We start from the raw sequence: 24348 nt of genomic DNA, 5'->3' as shown, positions 1-24348 counted from the left end.
TAGAGTAAAATGCGGCTTTTCCCAAATTGCCCATGATGAGTATCACGATTGCCCTTTCCAAGGGCCGTATTTTTGACGATACTGCGCCGCTCCTGAAAGCGGCAGGAATTGTCGCGCTGGATGATCCCGAGACTTCACGCAAGCTGATCCTCGCCACCAATCGCGATAATGTACGGCTTATCATCGTACGCGCTTCGGATGTGCCTACCTATGTGCAATATGGCGCGGCGGACATGGGCATTGCCGGCAAGGACGTATTGCTGGAGCACGGTGGCGCCGGACTTTATCAGCCGCTCGACTTGAATATCGCCCGCTGCCGTATGATGGTAGCGGTACGGGATGATTTCGATTACGAATCCGCAGTCGGCAGAGGAGCCCGAGTGCGTGTGGCGACTAAATATTTCCAAACCGCGCGCGAACACTTTGCAGAAAAAGGTATGCACGTGGATCTCATCAAGCTCTATGGTTCGATGGAACTTGCCCCGCTGGTAGGGTTGGCGGATGCGATTGTGGATCTGGTGTCAAGCGGGAACACGCTCAAGGCTAACCATCTCAAGGCTGTGGAAGAGATCAGGCCGATTTCCGCGCGCCTCGTCATCAACCAGGCGGCTTTGAAATTGAAGCGGGAGATAATACAGCCGATGCTGGATGCTTTTTCAGCCGCAATCCCGCAATAAAACAGAAAACAGCGCTACGAAAGAAACCTGAAACCTTTTCCCATGATTCAGATTAAACGATTACGCTCCACCGACGTTGGTTTTAACGATGCGGTGGAGAAACTGCTGGCCTTTGAAGATGCTCAGGATGCGTTAATATACGCGACGGTTTCGGCTATTCTTGCAGACATAAAAAAACGTGGCGACAAAGCCCTGCTGGAGTATACCCTCCGTTTCGATCACCTGGACGCGACGGCGGTGGCGGAGCTTGAATTGCCTCATGACCGCTTGCAGGAATCCCTGCGGAAATTGCCTGTGGAGAGGCGTGACGCGCTGGAGTACGCCGCCAGGCGAGTACGCGCCTATCATGAAAAACAATTATTGCAATCGTGGAGCTATACGGAGCCTGATGGTACGCTGCTCGGCCAGAAGATAACACCTCTGGATCGTGTCGGGCTCTACGTTCCAGGCGGAAAAGCATCCTATCCTTCTTCCGTACTGATGAATGCAATCCCGGCTAAGGTGGCCGGGGTGAGTGAGCTCATTATGGTGGTTCCCACGCCCGGCGGTGATACCAACGATCTGGTGCTGGCTGCGGCAGCGATTTGCGGGGTGGACCGGGTATTTACCGTTGGCGGCGCTCAAGCTGTCGGCGCCCTCGCCTATGGCACCCAAACCGTGCCGCGAGTGGACAAGATTGTCGGTCCCGGTAATGCGTACGTGGCAGCAGCCAAGCGCTGCGTATTCGGCATTGTGGGCATCGACATGCTCGCGGGCCCCTCCGAAATTCTCGTCATTTGTGATGGCAAGACGAATCCGGACTGGATCGCGATGGATTTGTTTTCTCAAGCTGAACATGATGAGCTGGCGCAAGCCATCCTCCTGTCCCCTGATGCCCGCTTTATCGATGACGTGGCAACAAGCATTGCCCGTCAATTGGAAGCCATGCCGCGCAAAACGGTTATACGCGCCTCGCTCGAAAACCGCGGCGCCTTGATCCAGGTGCGCGATCTGGATGACGCCTGCGCCATCGCCAATCGCATCGCTCCGGAACACCTGGAACTATCCGTCGGCCAACCGGAAAAATGGCTCGATAAAATCAGGCACGCAGGCGCGATTTTCCTGGGGCGCCATACTTCGGAAGCACTCGGCGATTATTGTGCCGGCCCCAACCACGTACTGCCCACTTCACGTACCGCGCGTTTCTCGTCGCCGTTGGGCGTTTACGATTTCCAGAAACGCAGCAGCATCATCCAGGTGTCAGAGTCTGGTTCGGCAGAGCTCGGCAAAATAGCTTCCATCCTGGCGCGTGGTGAGGGTCTGCAAGCTCATGCGATGTCGGCGGAATACCGATTCATGAATCTCACCGAGAGAAACGATTAACCGCTGTTCCATAGCTTAGCTTCCGCCATTCCTCTTCCGCATGCACTGCATGCATATCAATAAACATAATGTCGATCTCCCCTGATCAGGTTATCCGCCCCGAAATTCTCGCGCTTTCGGGCTATCACGTCCCGCACGCAGTCGGCATGGTTAAGCTGGATGCAATGGAAAACCCTTATCCGCTGCCTCTCGAATTACGCGAGGAAATTGCGCGGCTTGCCGCGGATGCGCCGCTCAACCGCTATCCCGATGCTGGGGCCGTCGCGCTCAAGGCCACCCTCCGGGAAGCGCTCTCGGTTCCCGCCGGGATGGACATCATGCTGGGCAATGGTTCGGACGAGATCATTCAGATTATTGCTTTGGCCTGCGCCAAACCGGGAGCCGTGCTGATGAGTGTCGAACCCGCGTTCGTCATGTTTCGGATGATTGCGACGTTCGCGCGGATAGATTACAGGGGTGTGCCGTTAAACACGGATTTTTCGCTCGACCTGGATGCGGTGCTTGAATCCATGGCGCGCCACCAGCCAGCGGTAATTTTTATTGCCTATCCAAACAACCCTACTGGCAACCTGTTTGACACCGGGGCGATCTCACGTATTATTAAAGCTGCACCCGGCCTCGTGGTAGTGGATGAAGCTTATCATGCTTTCGCCGGCGCAAGCTTCATGGACAAGCTGACGCAATATCCCAATCTTCTGGTGATGCGCACGCTGTCAAAGCTTGGACTGGCTGGATTGAGGCTTGGAATCCTGGCGGGGCGGCCGGAATGGGTTGCGCAATTGGAAAAGCTGCGCTTGCCGTATAATGTAGGCATTGCGACTCAACTGATCGCTGAAAAGGTGCTACAGCATTCTGAGGTTCTGCTGCAACAAGCCGCGGCGATCAAGCGCGAACGAACAGCAATGGGCGAGCGCTTGGCGGCGCTGGAAGGCACTGAGGTTTTTTCATCCGATGCGAACTTCATCTTGTTCCGGGTGACTCACCAACATGAGGCCGGACAGGTGTTCCAGCAACTTAAAAAACGGGGCATATTGATCAAAAATCTAGACGGCTCTCATCCATTGTTGAGAAATTGCTTGCGTGTCACGGTCGGAACACCGGACGAAAACAACCAATTTTTGATGGCATTACAGGCTTCACTTAAAACCTGACAGGAATAACTGATTTTTTTCATTCTGCTCTGTTCAACGGAATCGTCATGCGTGAGGCCCAAGTCAACCGTAACACACTGGAAACCCAGATCAGCCTCACTATCAATCTGGATGGAACCGGCAAGGCAACATTGGCAACCGGTGTGCCATTCCTGGACCACATGCTGGATCAGGTGGCACGCCATGGCATGGTAGACCTGGAGATTGTCGCCAAGGGAGACCTGCATATCGATGCGCATCATACGGTGGAAGATATCGGCATTACCCTGGGGCAGGCATTTATGCAAGCGATTGGGGATAAGAAGGGCTTGCGCCGTTACGGGCACGCTTATGTGCCGCTGGATGAAGCGTTATCGCGCGTGGTGGTGGATCTCTCCGGGCGCCCGGGCATGGAATTTAACGTCGAGTTTGTGCGTGCCCGCATCGGCGAATTCGATGTCGATTTGATCAAGGAATTCTTTCAAGGTTTTGTGAATCACGCTCTGCTAACGCTGCACGTCGACAATCTCACCGGCCGCAACGCGCACCACCAGGCGGAAACGGTCTTCAAGGCGTTTGGGCGCGCGCTGCGCATGGCGATCGAAGCCGACCCGCGCGCGACGGGCACCATTCCATCCACAAAAGGCGCATTGTAGCTCCTCTCATTTTTATTTGCGTAGGATGACCGACATCGCGATCGTTGATTATGGCATGGGCAACCTGCGTTCCGTGTCCAAAGCGCTGGAGCATGTGGCCCCGGCTGTATCCATCTCCGTTACCGGCGATCCTGAGGTAGTGCGGAGTGCTGGCCGTGTGGTGGTTCCCGGCCAGGGGGCGATGCCCGACTGTTTGCGGGAGCTGGACACGCACGGATTGCGCGCCGCAGTGCTGGATGCTGCGATGAACAAACCTTTTCTCGGTATCTGCCTTGGTCTGCAAATGCTGTTCGATAGCAGCGAGGAAGGCAACGTCACGGGCTTGGGCGTTGTGCCGGGCCAGGTGCGGCGTTTTCCCCCCACCTCAACGGCAGATACCGGTAACACCGATGGAGCCAACGAGCATGTGAAGCCCAGATTCAAGGTACCGCACATGGGATGGAACCAGGTCCATCAGATCACCGCGCATCCTTTGTGGGAGGGTATCCCTCAGGATGCACGATTTTATTTCGTGCACAGTTACTATGTCGAAACTGCCGATCCAGGGTCCGCGGCGGCTTACAGTCTTTATCCTTTTCCGTTTACTTGCGCTGTAGCAAGAGATAATATTTTCGCCGTCCAGTTTCATCCCGAAAAAAGCCAAGAAGCGGGTTTGATGCTGCTGCGTAACTTTGTACATTGGGAGCCCGCTTCAGCTATGGATAAGCAAGTACGGATAAGCGAATCCGGATGTAATGTTTGACGCAATATCGAAACTCAATCTCATTTTAATCCTGACTTACTATGCTGATCATTCCTGCGATAGACCTGAAAGACGGCCACTGCGTCCGTCTCAAACAAGGCGTGATGGAAAATGCCACGGTGTTTTCGGAAGATCCTGGAGCAATGGCCAGACATTGGCTGGACCAGGGCGCTCGGAGGCTGCATCTGGTTGACCTCAATGGCGCCTTTGCAGGAAAGCCAAAAAATGAGGCAGCCATCCGCGAGATCGTTGAAGCCATTGGCGATGAAATTCCGACTCAACTTGGCGGTGGCATACGCGATCTCGAGACTATCGAGCGCTATCTCGATGACGGCATCACCTATATTATCATTGGGACGGCGGCAGTAAAGACGCCCGGGTTTCTCCACGACGCCTGCAACGCATTCCCGGGTCACATCATGGTCGGGCTGGATGCCAAGGACGGTAAAGTTGCCGTCAACGGGTGGTCTAAAGTCACAGGCCATGATGTGGTGGATCTTGCGAAAAAATTCGAGGATTACGGCGTTGAAGCCATCATTTATACCGATATCGGGCGTGACGGCATGTTAAGCGGTGTCAATATCGAGGCTACAATGGAACTGGCCAGGGCGCTCACCGTTCCGGTAATTGCGAGCGGCGGGATCAGCAACCTCGATGACGTCAAGGCGCTCTGCGAAATCGAATTGGAAGGTATTGCGGGCGCTATCACGGGACGCGCCATTTACGAGGGCGCGCTGGACTTTAGATCGGCACAGGCGCTGGCGGATGATTTGAGCATGAAAATGAGAATGCGGGACGCGAGCTTTTCCTCATCCTGATGACTTTAGCCTATTTTGCAAGCCGTCTCGGGTCTTCCGAACCGTGCATGAATTTTTCCGATTTTACCTCTGCTGCAGTGACTTAATTCTGGGCGGCCTTCACACATCCCCAAAGGGCCTCAAAGGGCGGGCTTCTTTCAAGGGTCAGGCTTATGGATAACTCTATAAATCGAAATTTCTGTGGGGCGTGGTAAATCGGCAATTCACCTGAGAATGCCTGGAATTTTGCTATAGAGATATTTTATGGGTCTTGCCAAACGTATTATCCCTTGCCTTGACGTAACAAATGGACGCGTGGTCAAGGGCGTCAATTTTGTCGGGCTCAGGGATGCGGGTGATCCCGTCGAGGTATCGCGGCGCTATGATGACCAGGGAGCGGATGAACTGACTTTTCTTGATATTACCGCCAGTTCCGATAACCGTGACTTGATCCTGCATATTATCGAGGAGGTGGCAGCCCAGGTGTTTATTCCACTAACGGTGGGCGGCGGCGTTCGTAAAGTCGAAGATGTCCGCCGGTTACTGAACGCAGGGGCTGATAAAGTCAGTATCAACACTTCAGCGGTGCAGAATCCCCAGCTGGTGGAGGCTGCATCGGATCGCTATGGCTCACAATGCATAGTCGTGGCGATAGACGCGAAGCGGATGGGAAATGGCTGGGAAGTGTTTATTCATGGAGGACGCACGGCCACGGGTCTGGATGCGGTGGGGTGGGCAAAGAAAATGCAGTCGCTGGGCGCGGGCGAAATACTGCTGACCAGTATGGATAGGGATGGTACGCGTAACGGTTTTGACCTGGCGCTGATGCGCGCAGTTTCGGACGCGGTAGAGGTGCCGGTAATCGCGAGTGGTGGCGTGGGAAATTTGAATCATTTGGTGGAAGGAATCACCGAGGGCCATGCTGATGCAGTGCTGGCAGCCAGTATTTTCCATTATGGTGAATATACCGTACGCCAAGCCAAAGAGTGTATGGCGCAGCATGGCATTGAAGTACGGCTATAGTCGAAGAACAATCTGATCCTCAAACATGTCTATGTCCGATATTTGGCTTAATAAGATAAACTGGTCCGATGACGGACTGGTACAGGTGGTGGCGCAGGAAGCGAACAGCAAAAAAGTTTTAATGGTCGCCTGGATGAACCGTGAAGCATTGAAACTTACTGTCGAAACCAGCGAAGCCCATTATTGGTCGCGTTCCCGCAAGAAACTCTGGCATAAGGGCGAAGAATCGGGTCATGTACAAAAGGTGAAGGAAATTCATCTGGATTGTGACGAGGATGTTCTGCTGCTGGCGGTGGAACAAGTTGGCGGTATATCCTGTCATACCGGCAGGCACAACTGCTTTTTCAATAAATTCGAAAATGGTCAATGGGTCGTTGACGCGCCTGTAATCAAGAGTCCGGGGGAAATTTACAAAAAATGACGGATCCTGCGGTTCTTTATCGGGTGGCAGAAGTCATCGAAAGCCGCAAGAGCGCCGACCCTACGGCTTCTTATGTAGCGAAGCTTTTGCATGAAGGGCAGGACAAGATCCTGAAAAAAGTAGCGGAAGAGTCGGCCGAGGTATTATTGGCCTCGAAAGAAGGTGACAAGTCCCATATTACGCGTGAGGTGGCGGATCTATGGTTCCATTGTCTGGTATTGCTGGCTCACCACAACCTGCAACCCCAGGATGTACTGGATGAATTGCGCCGCCGGGAGGGCATCTCGGGAATAGATGAAAAAGCCGCACGGAAAGAGGCGTAAAAATGGAGAATTGCATTTTCTGTAAAATCGCGCGGGGGGAGGTTCCCAGCAGTAAGATTTATGAGGACACGGATGTTTTTGCATTTCACGATATCCATCCCGCAGCTCCGGTACATTTCATGCTGATACCCAAGCTTCATATCGGCTCGCTGGCAGAAGTCGAGGACAAGCACCGCAGTTTACTGGGAGATATGATGGTTCTGATTCCCAGGCTCGCCTCGGAACAGGGCTGTAGCAATGGTTTCCGTACCATTATCAATACCGGCCATGTGGGAGGACAGGAAATTCACCATCTGCATATTCACATCATAGGAGGCAGGGAACGCCTGCCCGGCATGATTCCACACCCAGGATAAGGAGTAAAAATGGGATCATTAAGTATTTGGCATTGGCTGATCGTTCTGCTGGTTGTTGTTTTGGTATTCGGTACCAAGAAACTTCGCAATCTCGGCAGCGATCTTGGGAGTGCCGTGAAGGGTTTCAAGGATGGAATGAAAACCGCTGATGAAGAGGATACACCGCCATCTGCTCAACAAACCAGCGCTCGAACCATCGAGTCCGAGGTCAAGGACAGCGCTCAGCCCAAGCCCTGATTTGGCGATTGCAATTCAGACGACACCAGGCAGGGCGAATGCACGTGCCGGTCGCCTGGCAGGTGGCTTGATAGGTATATCATTTATCTCTTACTCATCCCTACCATTTCGTTGCCTTTGCTTTTCCTCCGTAACCAGTAATTCAGGCTAAAATGTTCGATATCAGCTTTACGGAAATGGTCGTTATAGGAGTGGTAGCGCTGGTTGTACTCGGGCCAGAGCGGCTTCCGGGCGTCGCGCGCACTCTAGGGCATCTGTTTGGGCGGGCACAACGTTACGTCAATAACGTTAAAAACGATATTCAACGGGAAATGGAACTGGAAGAATTGAAGAAATTCAAAACTTCGGTTGAAGGAACCGCTCATTCCATTGAAACCTCGGTTCGAACAGAAATACGTCAGTTCCAGGAAGCCATGGAAGGGGTGGAAACGAGGTCCTCTTCCACGTCTTCCATTATAGAGTCGGACACCGTGGCAGAAAACGCTTCGCCATCAGATTCAACTGTCACTCCAGCTAATAAAGCAAGCTCCTCAGCGGTCTCGTCAAAGTCAAATCATGAAGTGCCGGGTGCCGCCAGCCATTGAGTGCGACGGATAACGTGTACTTTTCCGATTATTTCCCCTTCCATTTTCTTTACACGACTCAGTATTACGTGGACTGGTTCCACTGCCCGCTCCTTTTCACAGCATGAGTACCGATGAAACGTTTATCTCGCATCTCGTCGAACTGCGGGCCAGACTGATACGTGTATTTTTAGGGTTCGTACTCGGCTTTCTGCCGTGTGCTTACTACGCACGAGAATTGTATTCCCTGCTTGCACAGCCTCTGCTGGACAAGCTCCCGCAGGGCGGGCAGATGATCGCCACCGAAGTGGTAACACCATTTTTCGTGCCGATGAAGGTTGCCATGATGGTGGCTTTTATCCTTACTCTCCCCCACACCCTCTATCAATTATGGGCATTTGTCGCGCCGGGGTTATATTCCCATGAAAAACGCCTGATATTGCCGCTGGTTCTCGCCAGCAGTTTTCTGTTCATTTGCGGCATGGCTTTCGCTTATTTTGCCGCGCTGCCCCTGGTGTTCGAATTCGTTACCCATTTCGCACCCGAGGGTGTAGCCGTCATGACAGATATCGGCAGATATCTCGACTTTGTTTTGGCCATGTTCATCGCTTTCGGCATCACTTTCGAAGTACCCATACTTGTTGTGATACTGGTCAGGATGGGGATCGTCTCGATTGATAAGTTAAAGGATATACGCCGCTATGTTCTCGTTGGCGCATTCGTGATCGGGGCGATCTTTACTCCCCCCGATGTCGTCTCGCAATTCATGCTGGCGGTACCGCTTTACCTGCTTTACGAATTGGGGATATTGGCGGCAAGTTTGATCGCAAAGCCGGTTTCGGCGTTAGCTTATCAACCAACCCAGCCAATGAGCAGTGATAACGCCAGTTACGAGAAAGGTACGCCCGATAACGAAAAAGGAAACCGCTGAGTTGCAGCTCCTGGATTGCAGCTCCTTTCCCATCACTGTAACGACTGCAGCAAGATTTGATCCCTTCCTCAAATTGACGTCAGTAACAGGAGGGAACCAGCCATTTTGGGGATCGGGCAGCGTCGGGGATGTGGCAACCACGCTTATGGATTGCTGGGGGCGCGCATCCCACCACCCGAACAGCCGTCGTCGCGCCCGCCTGGGACTTGTTCAGGGATTTCTATTCCATATCAGGCCCTTCATATTGCTCCTGAGCCGTGGGTTTCGGGCGCTTGCCGACGTTGATTTTGATCGATTTCTCCGCCCCGTTGCGGATCACCGTAATCGCAGCAGTTTTTCCGGGCGACAAGGCAGCGATCAGGTTGAGCATCGTGGACGAATCGATTACCGGCTTACCGTCCACGGCAACAAGTATATCTCCCGGTTTCACTCCGGCCCGGTCCGCAGGACCGCCTTTTAGCACCCCAGCGATCAACGCCCCATTGATGTTAGGTCGCTTGAATGATTCCGCCAGCTCCGGGGTCAAGTCTTGCACTTCCACACCGATCCAGCCACGGGTTACGCCGCCGCTCTGAATGATCTGTTCCATGATCTGCTTTGCAACGTTCGCTGTAATGGCAAAGCCGATACCAAGCGATCCACCCGTGCGCGACACAATCGCAGTGTTGATGCCTATCAGATTGCCTGAGGTATCAACCAGGGCTCCGCCCGAATTCCCGGGGTTGATGGCGGCATCAGTCTGGATGAAATCTTCAAACGTGTTGATGCCCAGATGTGTCCGCCCCAGCGCACTGATTATGCCCATGGTTACTGTCTGACCCACACCGAAGGGATTGCCGATAGCGAGCACGATATCACCGACCCGCGCGCTCTCGGAATGTCCGAAGGTCATCGTGGGAAGTCCCTGCATATCCACTTTCACCACGGCAAGATCAGTCTCGGGATCTGAGCCGATTACGCGCGCCTTGGCCTTTCTGCCATCAGCAAGTGCAATCTCGATTTCGTCCGCGGCCTCTATCACATGATGATTGGTGAGAACATAGCCTTCAGGACTGACGATCACACCGGACCCAAGACTCGATGCCCGCCGGCTCTGCGGTGACGATTCGAGGCGATCACCAAAGAAACGCCGGAAAAAGGGGTCTTCCATAAATGGATGAGGGGCAACCTTGACCTCTTTGCTGGTAAAGACATTCACCACCGATGGCATGGCTCTCTGAGCAGCGTCAGCGAAGCTGTTAGGGCGGAGCGCGTTTGGCCCGGCTTCAAGAGGCGCTTCTCTTACAGTCACCATCGCACCACCGGGTCCGGGTGATTTCCATGGCAAAAGGTCGGGCCGCAAAGTGGAAACGACAAACAGTGCCGCAAGGACTATCGTTGTCGTTTGTGCGAAAATCAACCAGAGTTTGTGCATCGAGAATCCGATTTCGAGCGGAAAAATATCTTTATAAGGATAGGATAAATACTGATGAAATTAAATGAACTCGAAATCTATTTGAATCAATTTCTAGACGTCGCCCGCTTTCGCGATTATTGCCCAAATGGCCTGCAAGTGGAAGGCAGAAGTGAAATTCGTCAACTGATCAGCGGGGTAACCGCTTCGTTCGAATTCCTTCAAGCCGCGATACAAGCGGGTGCAGACGCCGTCATTGTCCATCATGGCTATTTCTGGCGTGGAGAGGACCCGTGTATTGTTGGCATGAAGCACCGCCGTATTTCATATCTGTTGGCACACGACATCGGCTTGCTCGCCTATCATTTACCGCTGGATGCCCATCCGGAGCTGGGGAATAATGCACAACTCGGCCGCAAACTGGGTTTTGTTGAAACCGGCCGCTTTGGTGAACAGGGAATTGCCATGCAAGGATCACTTCTCTCAGAGGTGTCGAGCCTCAAGGCGCTGCGCAGGAACATTGAATGCCTGCTGTCTCGTAAACCCCTGGTAATTGGTGACGATGAGCGCCTCGTGCGGCGCATAGCCTGGTGTACCGGGGGTGCTCAGGATTATTTCGAAGAGGCTATCCGCCTGGGCGTGGATACGTTTATCACGGGAGAAATTTCCGAGCGGATGGTCCATGCCGCCCGTGAATCCGGCGTGGCATTTATCTCGGCTGGGCATCACGCCACGGAGCGGTATGGCATACAGGCATTAGGCGAGCATATATCCCGAAAATTTGGTGTTGCCCATCGATTCATAGATATAGACAGCCCTGTATGAGGAGTCCGGTGCATCCGGGCTTCCGGGTATGCCAAAGATAAATTCTCCCCATGGAGAAACCTCGAGCTCGAACCAGAGCGCGAGTTCCATTTTGAATTTGGAGGGCGTGGCTCAAGAAATGGGCCGGAAAGACCACACAAGGGACGGCCGGCAGCTCATACTGGTTTGGCAACCATGAGATAAAAGACAATGAGAAGCGCGATAAGAGCGGGAATGCCAAGCGCGATCCAGAAGCGGAAATAACGCCAATATAGATCAGGCAAAGCCGTCTTATTTTCACTCGCCTTCGCAGCCAGCTGCCGCATGCGGATCTGCAGCCACACTACCGGAAGCCAGCAAGCCGCCATAAGCAGATACAAGCCAATGGACCAGGCAATCCAGCGGCTTGCCAGCGGAATGTCGGCCAGATAGATGAGATAAAAGCCGGTAAGGGGCTGGATAATGATAGAGGTTGCGGTAAACAGCCAGTCAGCGTTGACGACATTCCTGGCAACCGCCGCTATAATCAATGGGTTCTTGGTCAAGGTAGCTGAAAATAGATAAAACGCTGTGCCGATCCCCGTCCCAAAAAGTAATGTCGAAGAAAGTATGTGAAGCCATTTGGCTGTAACATAGTCCATCAACGCTTCTCCAACTCATACAGCAACCAGATGACCGCGAGGATAGTGAGATTTTTTGCCAGCGGCCCAAAGGGATGCAACCAGAATTCCGGTAGGTAAGTAGTAATGGTAAGTGTATAAACAGCGATGAGTGTTGCCTGAGCGATCCAGAGCGGCCTGCGATTCCGGAGGAACAGCGTGCCCAGGCCGAAAGCGATGTCCAGCGCGGCTGCGCCATAGAGTGCTATCGGAGCAAGCGGGCCGGTTATCCCCACGCGCGCAAGCAAAACGTAGCTCTCCTCTACAGGATAAACCCCAAGCGATACGATGCCCGCAATTAACCATACCGCGGCAATGGAAAGGCGCAGTACGAGCTGCAGCCAACCAAGAAGCGCCGCCAGTCGTAACTCAGTAACATTCCATTGGGATAAAAATTGGCTGGCCGGCCGGGGTTCGCGGCCGAGAAGATCCCGGGTTGAGCGAGCATCTGCCGTGTTTCCTCGCTGAAGCATTTGCCATGATTCAGGATCGAGCAAGCCCTTCCCCAACCATTGGCCCGCTCGCGCGGCCATATCGACGAATAGTACCGGAACATGCAAGAATGTACCTTGCCCCAGCCTCATCGAATGCCGCAGTTCACTTAAGTAACGTTGCAGTGTAAGTGGTTCCGGGCCGACGAGCGGTACGCGCTGCCCTTGATACCGATCAGTTTCGATCAATTTGACAATGGCACGGGTTAGATCGTCAATATGGATGGGCTGGATTTGCTGATCACCCCGCCCAGGCAAGGGAATAACGGGCAAACTTGCCATGAGGTTGAACAACCGGGCGCTCACCCCCCCTTGTCCATATACCAATGACGGCTGTACGACCACCGCCTTGGTTCCCGAGGCCAGCAAGGCGTCATCCGCAATTTTTTTGCTCAGATGATAACGGCTACGCGCTTTCTCATCCGCTCCCAGCGCGGATATCTGTACAACCTTGATCCCTTCCGCGGCACACGCTGCGAAAAGGGCGCGCGGCGCGCGATCATGGAGCGACTCGAATGTTTGCCGGCCATGCTCTCGTAATATTCCTACGGCGTTGATCACGACATCGATCCCCGCGAGCCGTGGTATCCAGGTATTGATATCGAAGTCCCGGGTATAATCGACAGGAATCAAACGAAATCGGCTCATCCCGTTATTCTTGGGAGGCGCTGTCACTGTACAGACAACGGGATACCCGCTGTCCGCCAGCGCGGCGACCACATGGCTTCCAATAAAACCGGTGGCTCCCGTGATCAATACAGTCGGCATTGTTCAGATCTCATCCAAATGTATGCCAAGGTTACGCCGGGGTTGCGTTGAATAATTCCCATAAATTCCATAGGAATGGTTTCCTGGGACTCCCTCACATTCGTGTCAGACTCCGCTTATACTTTATCAATGCGACGAAAAGTCAGATACTATTTTTAAGTCCTAATAAGAATTAATTATTATTTTTTTACGACATTGCCATGGCACATCCTCATAAAACCTGGAGTCAAACAATTTACGATGGATGGGTTTCAGGTAGCGTAGCGAGCATTGCGTCAACCATTTGCCTCTCACTGGTGGGCAAGGCAGAACTGGATAAATCGGCCGCACCCATCAATGGGCCTAGCCAATGGATCTGGGGCAGACACGCGCCTTATGAGAATCGCTTCAGCCTGCGGTACACTATCGTTGGCTACCTGATACATCACGCAGCATCCGTCTTTTGGGCAGTCTTGCACGAAAAACTTCGGCAGCGTCTGGCTCGGGCTGATGCCGTAACAGCCGTGATCGTGCCCGCGGTCGTTACAACCGCGGCAGCTTATACCGTCGATTTTCACTTTACACCCAAGCGCTTGACGCCCGGTTTCGAACGTCGTCTGTCAAAGAACGGCTTGCTGATGGTGTATGGTAGCTTTGCTCTTGGATTAGCTGCTGCCGCTTTCGCGGCGGATCGATACAAAGGCGCCCATCACCGTTCCTCATCTGACAGCTGAAGCCAGCTATAAATGCAGCATCAAACCCAGACCTAGACTTGCCAGTTGTAACCAATTGTAACAATCGTTAGAAGTAGGTCCTTGGCGCCCTACCATCCGCTGTCTTGGGTTTATCAAGAGCCTTACTGAACGGTTCACGGCGGCCGCCCGCTTCGCGCTTCGCTTAGGTACCAAGTATGTACTATTACTGTACCTCAAAGGGCAAAGCGCAGAACGTGCGTTATCGCACGGAATGGGCTTAGTCGACCGCTTATCATCTGTATGATAGATACGTACTGTTTGCTTTCACTCTGTTTGTTTTTATCTTTATCAATTCCGACACAGCCGTTGTCTATATCGTATGCATGTACACGCTCAGGCCGAGATTAGCAAAACGGGACGTCAATCAGCCAGCGATCTTTATGCCGAATACGCGAGCATTCGCGACCGTACGGCCCAATTGATAGCTCCGTTATCCACCGAGGACTGCTGTGTCCACTCATTGCCGGATGCCAGCCCGGTCAAATGGCATTTGGGACACATAGCCTGGTTTTTCGAAACTTTCGTGCTGTCACCTTACGAGCCCGCATTTAAACCGTTCCACCCGGCTTTTCGCTCCATGTTCAGTTCCTATAATGCGGAGGGAGAAACTCATCCTGATCCCAAGCGCGGATTGTTCACACGGCCATCACTGTCAGTAATTCAGGATTATTGCGGGAGTGTGGATGAGCGTTTACAAAGGCTTCTGCATTCGCCTCCTTATGATGATGAAATGCTGTATGCCCTGACAGTTCTGGGCCTTAATCATGAACAACAACATCAGGAACTGATGCTGACCGATATAAAGCATCTTCTATCGCAAAATCCGCTGGAGCCAAGCTATCAATTGCCCGGACAACAGTTGCCTGCAACTCCGACAGTGATGGATTGGCGTGACTTTGAAGGCGGCATTGTTGAAATCGGATATGCCGGCCAAGGGTTTTGTTATGACAATGAATCGCCCCGGCATAAAGAATATGTTGAGCCCTACCGCCTCGCTTCACGCCTCGTCACTAATGGGGATTATCTTCAGTTCGTTGAGGCGGGCGGCTATCGCGATCCAGGCGTATGGCTATCGGAGGGATGGGATTGGCTGAGAGCTCATAATCATAGCCATCCCTTGTACTGGCACAGGAAGGGTAACGAATGGCAGGAGTTCACCCTTATGGGCATGCAGCCATTGAATGCCGATCTACCTGTAGTCCATGTTTCATATTATGAAGCTGATGCCTACGCGCGATGGGCCGGCGCCCGGCTGCCCACCGAAGCCGAGTGGGAAAATGCAGCTTGGAGGCAGCAAATTGATGGAAATTTTGCGGAGAACGGGCGCTTTCATCCTTTCGCCAGTCCCCGTAATTCCATGGGCTTGGCTCAGCTTTATGGTGATGTATGGGAATGGACGCAGTCCAGCTATTCGCCGTATCCGGGGTACAGTCCGGCGAAAGCGAATGCCAGCAAGCCGATGTCCACAGTCTGGGATGAGGCGGTAGGTGAATATAACAGCAGATCGATGGTAAACCAGTATGTGCTTCGCGGCGGATCGTGTATCACGCCTTTAAAGCGCATCCGTCCGAGTTTTCGCAATTTTTTCCCTGCCGAGACCTGTTGGCAGTTTTCAGGCATCCGCTTGGCGCGGGACGCCCGTTGATCGCGAAAACACAGCTGGGCAAAGTAACGGGTGACGTTGTGGGCAATAGTAAATCTTGTAACCTGTAAATTGAGATAAATTAAAAGGAGCGATCGCATGACCACGCCTTTTGATACTATCCTGCCCAGAACGGGATCGGGACTCATCAATATTATTATTGACACGCCCAAAGGCAGCCGTAATAAGTTTAAATATGATGAGGAAGTACAATGCTTTCGCTTGAGCCGGATTCTGCCTACCGGTGCTGCGTTCCCGTTTGATTTTGGCTCCATCCCTAAGACTCTCGCTGAGGATGGGGATGCGCTGGACGTTCTTTTAATCACCGAAGCGCCAAGCTTTCCCGGATGCCTTGTGAGCGGGAAACTGATCGGTATAATTTCCGCGGAGCAGACCGAGAAAAACAAGACTATCCGTAACGATCGGCTCCTGGCCGTGCCGGTAACCCCGGCGAATCCAGCCTTGTTTTCAAGTATAGATGAACTGCCCGACGCCTGGTTAACCGAAATTGAGCATTTTTTTATTTCTTATAACCGCATACAGGGGCGCGAATATAAGCCGCTCAATCGCGGCGGGCCTGAAGAAGCCGACAAGGCATTGTCCACAGCGGAGCGGCGCTACAAGCGCCAAGAGAAGCAATGAAACAGGCAACCCGCTCAGCGCGTCCTGCCAACCCGGCATACAGGCTGCTGCATGAAACGATCGAAGAAGCATTGGGACAACTTGATTCTGCGCAACCCATCCCGGATGAAAATATTCACGCTGCGCGAAAGGCATTGAAGAGGGCGCGCGCAGCGCTGAAGCTGTTGCGGGACGGAATGAGCAATGCGGCTTACCGGATGGAAAACTCGGGTCTGCGCGACGCGGGCCGGATCCTATCGCCAATACGAGACGCCAGGTCGCTGGTCGATGCTTTTGATTCCCTGCATGACCGATATTCGAATGAATTGCAAGGGGTCGAGCTTGCACCGCTTCAGAAGATTTTGCACTCGAATTTAACGAAAGCGCGACGCCATCTTCATCTGGACCTGCCGGCCAAGTCGGCAGAATTGAAGCGTTGCATCCGATTACTCGAGGATAGCCTGGTGTTGGCAAAACGTGAGGACTTTTTATCCATTGACTCTGCAGTGATTGGTTCAGGACTCCAGCGCATCTATCGGACGGGCCGCAAGGCGTTCGCAGAAGCGAAGGCGGCGAGGACCACCGAAGCACTTCATGAATATAGGAAGCAGGTCAAATATCTGTTCAATTCAATCGATGGGCTTACGTCTTCAGAAGATGGCCGTACCCCCAAAAAAATCCTGAAGCGGGCCGATCGTCTTGGAGACCGCTTGGGGGACGATCATGAGCTTGCGGTGCTATCCGTGGAGATCTCCCGAGCTACGTATACGCCAGTTGATTCCGCCGCAATAAGAATATTGCATGAGTTGATCGAACGCCGGCGGGTGAAACTGGAAAAGAGCGCGTTCAAGTTAGGGAAGAAACTCTACGAACAGAAGGCAGGAAAGTTTAGAAAGGGATTGATGAAGCGTATGCCGCTTCCCTCCAGCGCACCCTCGAGCTCAAGTCCGCAATGATTCCGCCGGAGATGTCCGCCTTTGAGCAGGATCTCCTTAATTTTTCATGAACCCCGAGCGTTTAGCAATGAATGCCGAGCAAGTATTAGGGTTTGCACATCATCTAGCCGACCGCGCGCGGCCAATTGCTCTACGCTACTTTCGCACTCCTCTGGACATTATGCCCAAGGCTGACGAAAGCCCTGTAACCGTAGCTGATCGGGAGATCGAAAACATACTCCGCCACGTGATCCGGGAACGGTATCCTCATCACGGCATTATCGGTGAAGAATACGGCAGTATACCACGCGAAAACAGTTGGGTTCTCGACCCTATCGATGGTACGGCGAGTTTCGTCATCGGAAATCCTCTTTTTGGCACGCTTATCGGCTTGCTCCGCTCGGATGAGCCTTTTGCCGGGTTGATCGATATTCCTGTGATGAGAGAGCGATGGGCAGGAGATGGCAAACAACACACAACGTACTATGACCAGCATACCGCCCACGCGGCAATGGTCAGCGCATGCAGGTCGCTCAGCCGGGCACGGCTGTACCACGCCACGTACAACGCTTCGCATACCGGCGAGTCAGATGCAGTTGATGCACTCAGCGAACGAGTAGCGGTATCGCGCCCGTCGTGTGATTGTTACGCATATGGCTTGCTTGCGTCCGGATACTGCGACCTGGTATTGGAAGATGGCCTCGAACCGTTTGATTATCTGCCGATTGTTCCGGTTGTCCTGGGTGCGGGGGGATGGATGAGCGATTGGAGCGGAAATCCTCTCGGTTTGCATTCCGATGGCCGCGTCATTGCTGCAGCCACAAAGACGCTATTGGACGCAACGATTGATGCTTTGAGGAACTCCTGAATAAGGCCCGGGTTACAAGACGTCAGTTCATCCGCCAGTTCCGCGGCAGCTCCGGGATAGTGCGGTGCCGCACCGAAAATGAAGAAGTGTCCGGGTAACATTCGGGCAGCTTGCCGAACTTATCTTCGCTTTGCTTTTCCCGGAGTATCTCATGAAATCCTCTTTAATATTTTTCGCTCATCCATTGGCACTCGCCATCACTCTGATGGTTTCAGGAATAGGTGCCATTCATGCTCAAGTCACACCGGGGCCGGCAGGTTCCATTGTCGGGCAGCCACCCGGGCAAGCGGGTTCCATCATCGGGCAACCCCCCGCACCAGGACAGAGCGGCACAGGCTCCATGCAATCCAATTATCCCGGCACCGGCTCAACAGCTGGCCGCGATGTGGTAAGGGATAAGCTGGATCGGGCCAACAGAGAAGCCGCGGACATCGACCGCGACGGGAGAATCAGCCCAGAAGAGGCATCAAGATTACCGGGTGGAAGTCTCCCACCGCCAACTCCACCGGGCGGCACACCGCTGCCGCGATAGTTGGCTGGCCAGGAATCCGGCAACCGTACACCCATTTTTATGCTCTGGTTTTCTTTGGGCCTGCTTAGGCGACAGTTACCTCCATGCCAGCAAAACGCCGGAGAAGCGAAGTCCACCGGGAACTCACTCTTGGAGAAGTCAAATGCATGCACTTACCTATCACGGCAGTTACGACGTTCGCGTAGAGACGGTGCCCGATCCGGTACTGCAGGAGCCGGATGACATCATTCTAAAAATTACGGCCACTGCGATTTGCGGTTCAGACCTGCACCTGTATCGCGGAAAAATGCCGGAACTCAAGGATGGGGATATTCTGGGTCATGAGTTCATGGGAGTGGTTGTCGACAGCGGATCAGAGATAGCGCAGCTCAAGAAAGGCGATAAAGTGGTTGTTCCGTTCGTCATTGCATGCGGGCACTGTTTCTTTTGTGAGAAACAGCTATTTGCCGCGTGTGAAACCACCAACCCGGACCGTGGCGCAATAATGAACAAAAAGGAAATCCGGCCGGGTGCGGCGCTTTTTGGCTATACCCATCTGTATGGCGGCGTCCCGGGGGGCCAGGCCGAATATGTGCGAGTGCCCAGGGCGAACGTCGGGCCGATAAAAGTTCCCGATACACTTGCCGATGAGCGTGTACTTTTCCTGAGCGATATTTTACCGACAGGATATCAGGCGGTTGTGAACGCCGAGGTGGGGCCCGGGTCGAGTATCGCTATCTTTGGTGCAGGTCCGGTCGGTTTAATGACAGCCGCCTGCGCTCGCATGTTGGGTGTAGAAAAAATTTTCATGGTCGATCATCATTCATATCGGCTCGAATTTGCACGCCATACGTATGATGTGATACCTATCAATTTCGACGAAGTCGACCCCGCTGAAGTCATTATCGAAAATACAGCCTTCAGAGGGGTGGACGCAACGATCGATGCCATAGGGTTTGAAGCCAAAGGCAGTGCGCTCGAAACCGTATTGACCAACCTCAAGCTTGAAGGCAGCAGTGGCACGGCCTTGCGCCAATGTATCGCGGCGGTGCGCCGCGGCGGCACGGTCAGCGTCCCCGGCGTTTATGCCGGGTTCATCCACGGGTTCCTTTTTGGGGATGCGTTCGATAAAGGTCTGGTATTCAAAATGGGCCAGACTCATGTGCAACGCTTCCTGCCGGAACTGCTGGGATATATCGAATCAGGCAAACTGCATCCCGACGTCATCATCAGCCATCGTTTGCCGCTCGCTGAAGCCGCCAACGGATACAAGATTTTCGAAAAGAAAGAAGATGGCTGCCGTAAAGTTGTCCTGACTCCATAGGGGTTGTGGACCCCTGTTTCTGTACCGGCCAAAGTTCGATTGCTCAGTTTTTGAGTTCGCGGCAAGCGGGCGGTATTCCGTTGAAACAGGTTCCGACGGCGTTGCTTTTCTCGAACCACCCGGCATTCACATCGCGCAGGTAAGCGGGCTAGTGGGCGGGTTATCAATGTCCGGTTGACCGTATATAAAGTTGTCATATCTCCGGACTTGTCCAGGTTCCCGGTGCGTATCAGCCCTTTTATCCCTTTTTAGCCTTTTTGCCTTGGTAATCCCAAACTGGGCAGGCCAATTGTCTCGCAGCTCGTCACACGGGAAACGAGGAGTCGTCAGTTTCTTACACGCCCCGTATGTCGGTGAGCCGAAATCCCTTCCTCTAATGCGTGGCTCCTATACAGCTGAACCAAAAAGCTGAATGTACGTTATCGCACAGTCGCCCTCTGCAAAAACAACGATTATGACGAGCACAAATAAATGATGGACCTTACTGCAAAAATCCCCATGAGCAATCGCAAGGAATTATTTTTGTCCTACTGGCAGGCAGGCTACGAAGGGGCGGATCACATCAATAGCCTCGGCCTGCCCTTATCCATGAATAAAATTACGCAACACGCCGATCGCGCATATGACGACTATCTTCTGTTAAGAGATTTCGAAATCAAAACGGTGAGGGAAAGCGTTGGCTGGCGATCGGTCGAAAAGAATGGGCGCTTTGATTTTTCTTCGGTTGAATCGCGCGCACGCGCAGCAAGGGAGCTTGGGTTACAGGTGATATGGACACTGTGCCATTACGGGTGGCCTGACGACGTTGACGTCTATTCCCCCGCCTTTATTGACCGGTTTTCGCTGTATTGCCGACATGCAGTAGCTTATTTGGAGTCACTCTCCCATGCCGGATGCGTTTCCGTTTATTCACCCATTAACGAGATTTCCTTCGCAAGTTGGGCCCTTGCAAAAAATCAATTTATGTGCGGCAATCTTAAGGAGGATGGCGGCACAGAACTGAAACGCCAATTGGTGCGTGCCGCCCTGAAGAGCTGTGAAGTAATCTGGGAAATCAATCCTTCTGCCCGCATCCTGCACTGTGATCCTCTGATACACGTCGCAGCGCATCATGACCGGCCTGATCTTGAGGATCACGCAACGGCATACCGCGAATGCCAATTCGATGCGTGGGATATGCTATGCGGAAACAAGGAGCCGGAACTGGGCGGAGCTCCCCGCTTTCTGGATGTGATTGGAGTCAACTATTACCACAGTAATCAATGGCAAATTGAAGATCAACTGCAGCTCGAAGGCGAAAGCCTCTGGTGGCATCTGGATCATCCCCATCGAATCCCTCTGTACAGTCTGTTAACCGAAGCTTATCACCGCTACGGCCGGCCCGTTTTACTGTCCGAAACCAGCCATGTTGGGAGCGGCCGGGGCGCATGGATCAAAGACGTAGCTCAGCAAGCCGTCATGGCTCAACAATTCGGCGTGGACCTGCATGGCATATGCGTGTATCCGATACTGGATCGACCTGATTGGGACGACCCTCATCGGTGGCATAAGAGCGGCTTATGGGAAATAGATATTAACGGCAAAGAAGAAAAACATTATCAGCGGGTTTTATCCGAGCCGTATGCCGGTGGATTACGTGACGCTCAACGGCTGACAAGACAGCTGTCCTCACATCCTTTTCCAAATCAAGCCCCACCCATCATTGAAGGAGCTGCAATGACAACAATTATTGTTTTTTCCCACCTCCGCTGGGACTTTGTGTATCAGCGCCCACAACATCTTCTGTCGAGACTGGCTGAAAACCATAAAATTGTTTTCATCGAGGAACCGATATTCCACGAGCATGACAGCTTTCTGGAAATATCCGTGCCCGGACCCAACATAACCGTGCTCAAGCCTCACACACCCGTAAACGTGGTGGGGTTTCATGATGAGCAATTACCTCATTTGATCAAGCTGATGCGCCAATTCGTGGGTATCGAGGAAGAGCATATGGCCTGGTTTTACACGCCAATGGCATTACCACTATTGCAGGAGTTGAATCCTTCCCTAGTGATCTATGATTGCATGGACGAACTTGCAAATTTCAAGAACTCGCCGAAACAAATGCTTCAACGTGAGAATGCATTACTGAAAGTAGCAGACCTCGTTTTTACCGGAGGCCCAAGCCTCTATCGCGCAAAGCGCGAACGCCACCCGAACGTTCACTGCTTCCCAAGCAGTGTCGATGTGGTGCATTTCGAACAAGCACGCGACCGCAACAATGGTCACCCCGCGCACGAAGACATCCCGGGACCCCGCCTCGGTTATTACGGTGTCATAGATGAGCGGATCGATACAGAACTTATCGCCCGGATTGCCGATGCCCATCCACAATGGCAGATCGTTCTAGTAGGTCCGGTGGTCAAAATAGATCCAGCCACATTGCCACGCCGGCACAACATTCACTACCTGGGTCAGCAGCCGTACAAGGCACTTCCGCATTTTCTGGCCGGATGGAACGTATGCTTGCTGCCATTCGCGTTGAACGAATCAACCCGCTTCATCAGCCCCACCAAAACCCTCGAGTACATGGCCGCTGAACTCCCTATTGTAAGTACTGCTATTAATGACGTTGTGGATCTCTATGGGAAGGTGGTAGCGATCGCTGCCTCGCCGCAAGCTTTTATTAGAGCCTGCGAGGATGCGTTATTGACCACGCCCGAGGAGCATAAGCGAACTGTGGTAAAGATGAGGGAAATGGTGCTGGAAACCTCCTGGAACACGACAGCGGAAAAGATGCAGGAGCTGATGCAGCTGACAACCGCACAAAAGGAAGAAACAATGAATCTGGCACAATCACAATTGAAGCCCGGCGCACTCACCCATTGCGAACCTCAAACATTGCCGGCGCCGGCACCGGTGGAAAACAAACAGTGCATCATAATTGGTGCTGGACCTACGGGGTTGAGCGCAGCTTATCATCTTGACGAAGATACGCTTTTACTGGAAAAAAATTCCACCGTCGGAGGATGGTGCCGCTCAATTGAGGATAAGGGTTTTACCTTCGATCATGCCGGACACATCATGTTTTCGAATGACGAGTATGTCCAGAAGTTGTACAAGACCCTGCTCGGCAACAATGTCCACTGGCAAAATCGTGAGGCTTGGGTATACAGCAAGGGCGTCCATACCCGTTATCCATTCCAAGGTGCTCTGTACGGGCTGCCGCCAAACGTAATCAAGGAGTGCATAATCGGCGCCATGGAATCGCGTTATGGCGCGTTGAAAAAGCCGGACTCCAGGTCTGCGTCTGCAGCCTGCCCGGTCATAGACGGCGCGGCGACCCCCTTATCGGACTGCTGCGCTGACGGAACAGTGCCGGATACTGGAAAAACCGTTGTACATCAGGAATCCGGGCATGCCGCGAGTAAATCGGAAAATTTTGAAAAGTTCATTTATAGAATGTGGGGTGCCGGTATCGCCAAGCATTTTGCGATACCCTACAATCAAAAACTCTGGACGGTTCCCTTGTCCGAAATGGAAACTTCCTGGCTTGGAGGACGCGTCCCCTTACCTGACCTAGACGAAATCATCGAGGGCGCGCTCCAGCCCGTGGCTAAACCGATGGGTCCCAACGCACGCTTTGGCTATCCTTTACGCGGCGGTTTCCAGGCGATGATGTCGGGGTTTCTTCCCCATATCAAGGGCACCGTTGAACTTAACGCCGAAGTGGTGAACATATCGCCGGATCAGCATTTAATTACGCTGGCGGATGGGCGGCGCTTTCATTATGAAAATATGATCAGCACGATGCCCTTGCCGGAGTTGATCCGCCGTATAGGCGACGAAGCGCCTCAATCGATTAAGGACGTTGCGGCTGCGCTACGCCATGTTTCGGTGCGCTGCGTGAATCTCGGTATTGGCCGAGAAAATATTTCGGACAAGCACTGGATTTACTACCCGGAAGATACAATTTTCCATCGCATTTTTCTCCAGGGCAACGCCAGTCCCGGCTGCAACCCGCCGGGTGGATTCGGCCTGACATGCGAGATATCCTATTCACCCGCAAAGCCGCTTCCTTTCGATGGTCAAAAATTGATCGACCGGTGCGTTGAAGACTCCATCAGAGTGGGTCTACTGAAACAGGACGATAAAGTAATTACCGCCAACCTCGTAGATATGCCCTATGCTTATGTCATATACGACCATGCACGGGCGCATAACGTCGAAAAAGCCAAAAAGTGGCTTGCTGAACGCGACATCATCTTGTCGGGCCGCTACAGCGAATGGGAATATTACAACTCAGATCATGCATTTTTAGCCGGAAAAAAAGCGGCGGATGTCATCAAGCAATTGATGCCCAGACAGAAAATCTCGGCAGCGGAGTGAACCGCATTT

25 protein-coding genes are annotated in these 24348 nt (G+C 52.9%); 22 read left to right on the top strand and 3 right to left on the bottom strand.

Annotated features, from left to right (window positions below):
* Positions 1-32 precede the first annotated feature (32 nt).
* The 13 genes from hisG (at position 33) to tatC (ending at position 9218) form a co-directional block, all read left to right on the top strand.
* Complete coding sequence (gene hisG, locus BMX00_RS05480) at positions 33-677, top strand: ATP phosphoribosyltransferase (protein WP_090827984.1); 645 nt, start codon at positions 33-35, stop codon at positions 675-677.
* 42 nt (positions 678-719) lie between these two features.
* Positions 720-2039 carry a histidinol dehydrogenase gene (hisD, locus tag BMX00_RS05475; protein WP_177171776.1) on the top strand — a complete coding sequence of 440 codons (1320 nt, stop codon included), beginning with the start codon at positions 720-722 and terminating at the stop codon, positions 2037-2039.
* A 68-nt stretch (positions 2040-2107) separates the two neighbouring features.
* The gene (gene hisC / locus BMX00_RS05470; RefSeq protein ID WP_090827982.1) at positions 2108-3190 is read left to right on the top strand and encodes a histidinol-phosphate transaminase; all 1083 of its coding nucleotides are present in this window, start codon (positions 2108-2110) and stop codon (positions 3188-3190) included.
* A gap of 47 nt (positions 3191-3237) precedes the next feature.
* Positions 3238-3825 (top strand): imidazoleglycerol-phosphate dehydratase HisB, encoded by a 588-nt coding sequence (gene hisB / locus BMX00_RS05465; RefSeq protein WP_090827980.1) that lies wholly within the window; start codon positions 3238-3240, stop codon positions 3823-3825.
* Positions 3826-3850: 25 nt separating this feature from the next.
* Positions 3851-4567 carry an imidazole glycerol phosphate synthase subunit HisH gene (gene hisH, locus BMX00_RS05460; RefSeq protein WP_090827978.1) on the top strand — a complete coding sequence of 239 codons (717 nt, stop codon included), beginning with the start codon at positions 3851-3853 and terminating at the stop codon, positions 4565-4567.
* 41 nt (positions 4568-4608) lie between these two features.
* A complete protein-coding gene (hisA, locus tag BMX00_RS05455) occupies positions 4609-5385 on the top strand; it encodes a 1-(5-phosphoribosyl)-5-[(5-phosphoribosylamino)methylideneamino]imidazole-4-carboxamide isomerase (RefSeq protein WP_090827976.1) in 777 nt (258 codons plus the stop codon).
* A gap of 243 nt (positions 5386-5628) precedes the next feature.
* A complete protein-coding gene (gene hisF, locus BMX00_RS05450) occupies positions 5629-6387 on the top strand; it encodes an imidazole glycerol phosphate synthase subunit HisF (RefSeq protein ID WP_090827974.1) in 759 nt (252 codons plus the stop codon).
* 31 nt (positions 6388-6418) lie between these two features.
* The gene (gene hisI / locus BMX00_RS05445; protein WP_090827973.1) at positions 6419-6808 is read left to right on the top strand and encodes a phosphoribosyl-AMP cyclohydrolase; all 390 of its coding nucleotides are present in this window, start codon (positions 6419-6421) and stop codon (positions 6806-6808) included.
* Positions 6805-7131 carry a phosphoribosyl-ATP diphosphatase gene (locus BMX00_RS05440; protein ID WP_090827971.1) on the top strand — a complete coding sequence of 109 codons (327 nt, stop codon included), beginning with the start codon at positions 6805-6807 and terminating at the stop codon, positions 7129-7131. The genes hisI and BMX00_RS05440 overlap by 4 nt, the downstream gene beginning before the upstream one ends.
* A 2-nt stretch (positions 7132-7133) precedes the next feature.
* Entirely contained in the window at positions 7134-7487 is a 354-nt protein-coding gene (locus BMX00_RS05435; RefSeq protein WP_090827969.1) for a histidine triad nucleotide-binding protein, read from the top strand.
* A gap of 9 nt (positions 7488-7496) precedes the next feature.
* The gene (gene tatA, locus BMX00_RS05430) at positions 7497-7724 is read left to right on the top strand and encodes a Sec-independent protein translocase subunit TatA (protein ID WP_090827967.1); all 228 of its coding nucleotides are present in this window, start codon (positions 7497-7499) and stop codon (positions 7722-7724) included.
* Between the two features lie 152 nt (positions 7725-7876).
* Positions 7877-8308, top strand: coding sequence for a Sec-independent protein translocase protein TatB (gene tatB / locus BMX00_RS05425; RefSeq protein ID WP_090827965.1), 432 nt, complete (start codon positions 7877-7879; stop codon positions 8306-8308).
* A 103-nt stretch (positions 8309-8411) separates the two neighbouring features.
* The gene (gene tatC / locus BMX00_RS05420; RefSeq protein ID WP_090827963.1) at positions 8412-9218 is read left to right on the top strand and encodes a twin-arginine translocase subunit TatC; all 807 of its coding nucleotides are present in this window, start codon (positions 8412-8414) and stop codon (positions 9216-9218) included.
* Positions 9219-9438: 220 nt separating this feature from the next.
* Here tatC and BMX00_RS05415 read toward each other — a convergent pair whose 3' ends face one another.
* Positions 9439-10632 carry a Do family serine endopeptidase gene (locus tag BMX00_RS05415; protein WP_090827961.1) on the bottom strand — a complete coding sequence of 398 codons (1194 nt, stop codon included), beginning with the start codon at positions 10630-10632 and terminating at the stop codon, positions 9439-9441.
* Between the two features lie 54 nt (positions 10633-10686).
* On the opposite strand from BMX00_RS05415, the gene BMX00_RS05410 reads away from it, so the two are divergent.
* The gene (locus BMX00_RS05410) at positions 10687-11436 is read left to right on the top strand and encodes a Nif3-like dinuclear metal center hexameric protein (protein ID WP_090827959.1); all 750 of its coding nucleotides are present in this window, start codon (positions 10687-10689) and stop codon (positions 11434-11436) included.
* Between the two features lie 155 nt (positions 11437-11591).
* On the opposite strand, the gene BMX00_RS05405 is transcribed toward BMX00_RS05410, so the two are convergent.
* Together BMX00_RS05405 and BMX00_RS05400 are read right to left on the bottom strand one after the other, a co-directional pair.
* Positions 11592-12056 carry a DUF2269 family protein gene (locus BMX00_RS05405; protein ID WP_090827957.1) on the bottom strand — a complete coding sequence of 155 codons (465 nt, stop codon included), beginning with the start codon at positions 12054-12056 and terminating at the stop codon, positions 11592-11594.
* Positions 12056-13333: an SDR family oxidoreductase gene (locus BMX00_RS05400; protein WP_090827955.1), complete on the bottom strand. Its 1278-nt coding sequence runs from the start codon at positions 13331-13333 to the stop codon at positions 12056-12058. The genes BMX00_RS05405 and BMX00_RS05400 overlap by 1 nt, the downstream gene beginning before the upstream one ends.
* A 200-nt stretch (positions 13334-13533) precedes the next feature.
* Here BMX00_RS05400 and BMX00_RS05395 point away from each other — a divergent pair, with 200 nt between their 5' ends.
* From BMX00_RS05395 to BMX00_RS05360, 8 genes are all read left to right on the top strand, one after another.
* On the top strand, positions 13534-14046 hold the full coding sequence (locus tag BMX00_RS05395) for a hypothetical protein (protein WP_177171775.1): 513 nt from the start codon (positions 13534-13536) through the stop codon (positions 14044-14046).
* A 340-nt stretch (positions 14047-14386) separates the two neighbouring features.
* Positions 14387-15712 (top strand): ergothioneine biosynthesis protein EgtB, encoded by a 1326-nt coding sequence (egtB, locus tag BMX00_RS05390; RefSeq protein ID WP_090827954.1) that lies wholly within the window; start codon positions 14387-14389, stop codon positions 15710-15712.
* Positions 15713-15808: 96 nt separating this feature from the next.
* On the top strand, positions 15809-16351 hold the full coding sequence (locus tag BMX00_RS05385) for an inorganic diphosphatase (protein WP_090827952.1): 543 nt from the start codon (positions 15809-15811) through the stop codon (positions 16349-16351).
* The gene (locus BMX00_RS05380) at positions 16348-17286 is read left to right on the top strand and encodes a CHAD domain-containing protein (RefSeq protein ID WP_090827949.1); all 939 of its coding nucleotides are present in this window, start codon (positions 16348-16350) and stop codon (positions 17284-17286) included. Before BMX00_RS05385 ends, BMX00_RS05380 begins: the two co-directional genes overlap by 4 nt.
* Before the next feature lie 46 nt (positions 17287-17332).
* Complete coding sequence (locus BMX00_RS05375) at positions 17333-18133, top strand: inositol monophosphatase family protein (protein ID WP_090827946.1); 801 nt, start codon at positions 17333-17335, stop codon at positions 18131-18133.
* A gap of 151 nt (positions 18134-18284) precedes the next feature.
* Entirely contained in the window at positions 18285-18665 is a 381-nt protein-coding gene (locus BMX00_RS05370; RefSeq protein ID WP_090827944.1) for a hypothetical protein, read from the top strand.
* Between the two features lie 142 nt (positions 18666-18807).
* Positions 18808-19968 carry a zinc-dependent alcohol dehydrogenase gene (locus BMX00_RS05365; RefSeq protein ID WP_090827942.1) on the top strand — a complete coding sequence of 387 codons (1161 nt, stop codon included), beginning with the start codon at positions 18808-18810 and terminating at the stop codon, positions 19966-19968.
* Positions 19969-20439: 471 nt separating this feature from the next.
* Entirely contained in the window at positions 20440-24339 is a 3900-nt protein-coding gene (locus tag BMX00_RS05360) for an NAD(P)-binding protein (protein WP_245727768.1), read from the top strand.
* Positions 24340-24348: the final 9 nt, after the last annotated feature.

It is taken from the genome of Nitrosovibrio tenuis, from assembly GCF_900109785.1.
GTDB lineage: Bacteria > Pseudomonadota > Gammaproteobacteria > Burkholderiales > Nitrosomonadaceae > Nitrosospira > Nitrosospira tenuis_A.
This window is presented reverse-complemented; position numbering and strand designations above follow the sequence as displayed.

Excerpts from the sequence above, each read along its gene's own strand:
- hisG (WP_090827984.1), top strand. The coding sequence starts at position 33 with ATGATGAGTATCACGATTGCCCTTTCCAAGGGCCGTATTTTTGACGAT.
- hisD (WP_177171776.1), top strand. The coding sequence starts at position 720 with ATGATTCAGATTAAACGATTACGCTCCACCGACGTTGGTTTTAACGAT.
- hisC (WP_090827982.1), top strand. The coding sequence starts at position 2,108 with ATGTCGATCTCCCCTGATCAGGTTATCCGCCCCGAAATTCTCGCGCTT.
- hisB (WP_090827980.1), top strand. The coding sequence starts at position 3,238 with ATGCGTGAGGCCCAAGTCAACCGTAACACACTGGAAACCCAGATCAGC.
- hisH (WP_090827978.1), top strand. The coding sequence starts at position 3,851 with ATGACCGACATCGCGATCGTTGATTATGGCATGGGCAACCTGCGTTCC.
- hisA (WP_090827976.1), top strand. The coding sequence starts at position 4,609 with ATGCTGATCATTCCTGCGATAGACCTGAAAGACGGCCACTGCGTCCGT.
- hisF (WP_090827974.1), top strand. The coding sequence starts at position 5,629 with ATGGGTCTTGCCAAACGTATTATCCCTTGCCTTGACGTAACAAATGGA.
- hisI (WP_090827973.1), top strand. The coding sequence starts at position 6,419 with ATGTCCGATATTTGGCTTAATAAGATAAACTGGTCCGATGACGGACTG.
- BMX00_RS05440 (WP_090827971.1), top strand. The coding sequence starts at position 6,805 with ATGACGGATCCTGCGGTTCTTTATCGGGTGGCAGAAGTCATCGAAAGC.
- BMX00_RS05435 (WP_090827969.1), top strand. The coding sequence starts at position 7,134 with ATGGAGAATTGCATTTTCTGTAAAATCGCGCGGGGGGAGGTTCCCAGC.
- tatA (WP_090827967.1), top strand. The coding sequence starts at position 7,497 with ATGGGATCATTAAGTATTTGGCATTGGCTGATCGTTCTGCTGGTTGTT.
- tatB (WP_090827965.1), top strand. The coding sequence starts at position 7,877 with ATGTTCGATATCAGCTTTACGGAAATGGTCGTTATAGGAGTGGTAGCG.
- tatC (WP_090827963.1), top strand. The coding sequence starts at position 8,412 with ATGAGTACCGATGAAACGTTTATCTCGCATCTCGTCGAACTGCGGGCC.
- BMX00_RS05415 (WP_090827961.1), bottom strand. The coding sequence starts at position 10,632 with ATGCACAAACTCTGGTTGATTTTCGCACAAACGACAACGATAGTCCTT.
- BMX00_RS05410 (WP_090827959.1), top strand. The coding sequence starts at position 10,687 with ATGAAATTAAATGAACTCGAAATCTATTTGAATCAATTTCTAGACGTC.
- BMX00_RS05405 (WP_090827957.1), bottom strand. The coding sequence starts at position 12,056 with ATGGACTATGTTACAGCCAAATGGCTTCACATACTTTCTTCGACATTA.
- BMX00_RS05400 (WP_090827955.1), bottom strand. The coding sequence starts at position 13,333 with ATGCCGACTGTATTGATCACGGGAGCCACCGGTTTTATTGGAAGCCAT.
- BMX00_RS05395 (WP_177171775.1), top strand. The coding sequence starts at position 13,534 with ATGGCACATCCTCATAAAACCTGGAGTCAAACAATTTACGATGGATGG.
- egtB (WP_090827954.1), top strand. The coding sequence starts at position 14,387 with ATGCATGTACACGCTCAGGCCGAGATTAGCAAAACGGGACGTCAATCA.
- BMX00_RS05385 (WP_090827952.1), top strand. The coding sequence starts at position 15,809 with ATGACCACGCCTTTTGATACTATCCTGCCCAGAACGGGATCGGGACTC.
- BMX00_RS05380 (WP_090827949.1), top strand. The coding sequence starts at position 16,348 with ATGAAACAGGCAACCCGCTCAGCGCGTCCTGCCAACCCGGCATACAGG.
- BMX00_RS05375 (WP_090827946.1), top strand. The coding sequence starts at position 17,333 with ATGAACCCCGAGCGTTTAGCAATGAATGCCGAGCAAGTATTAGGGTTT.
- BMX00_RS05370 (WP_090827944.1), top strand. The coding sequence starts at position 18,285 with ATGAAATCCTCTTTAATATTTTTCGCTCATCCATTGGCACTCGCCATC.
- BMX00_RS05365 (WP_090827942.1), top strand. The coding sequence starts at position 18,808 with ATGCATGCACTTACCTATCACGGCAGTTACGACGTTCGCGTAGAGACG.
- BMX00_RS05360 (WP_245727768.1), top strand. The coding sequence starts at position 20,440 with ATGATGGACCTTACTGCAAAAATCCCCATGAGCAATCGCAAGGAATTA.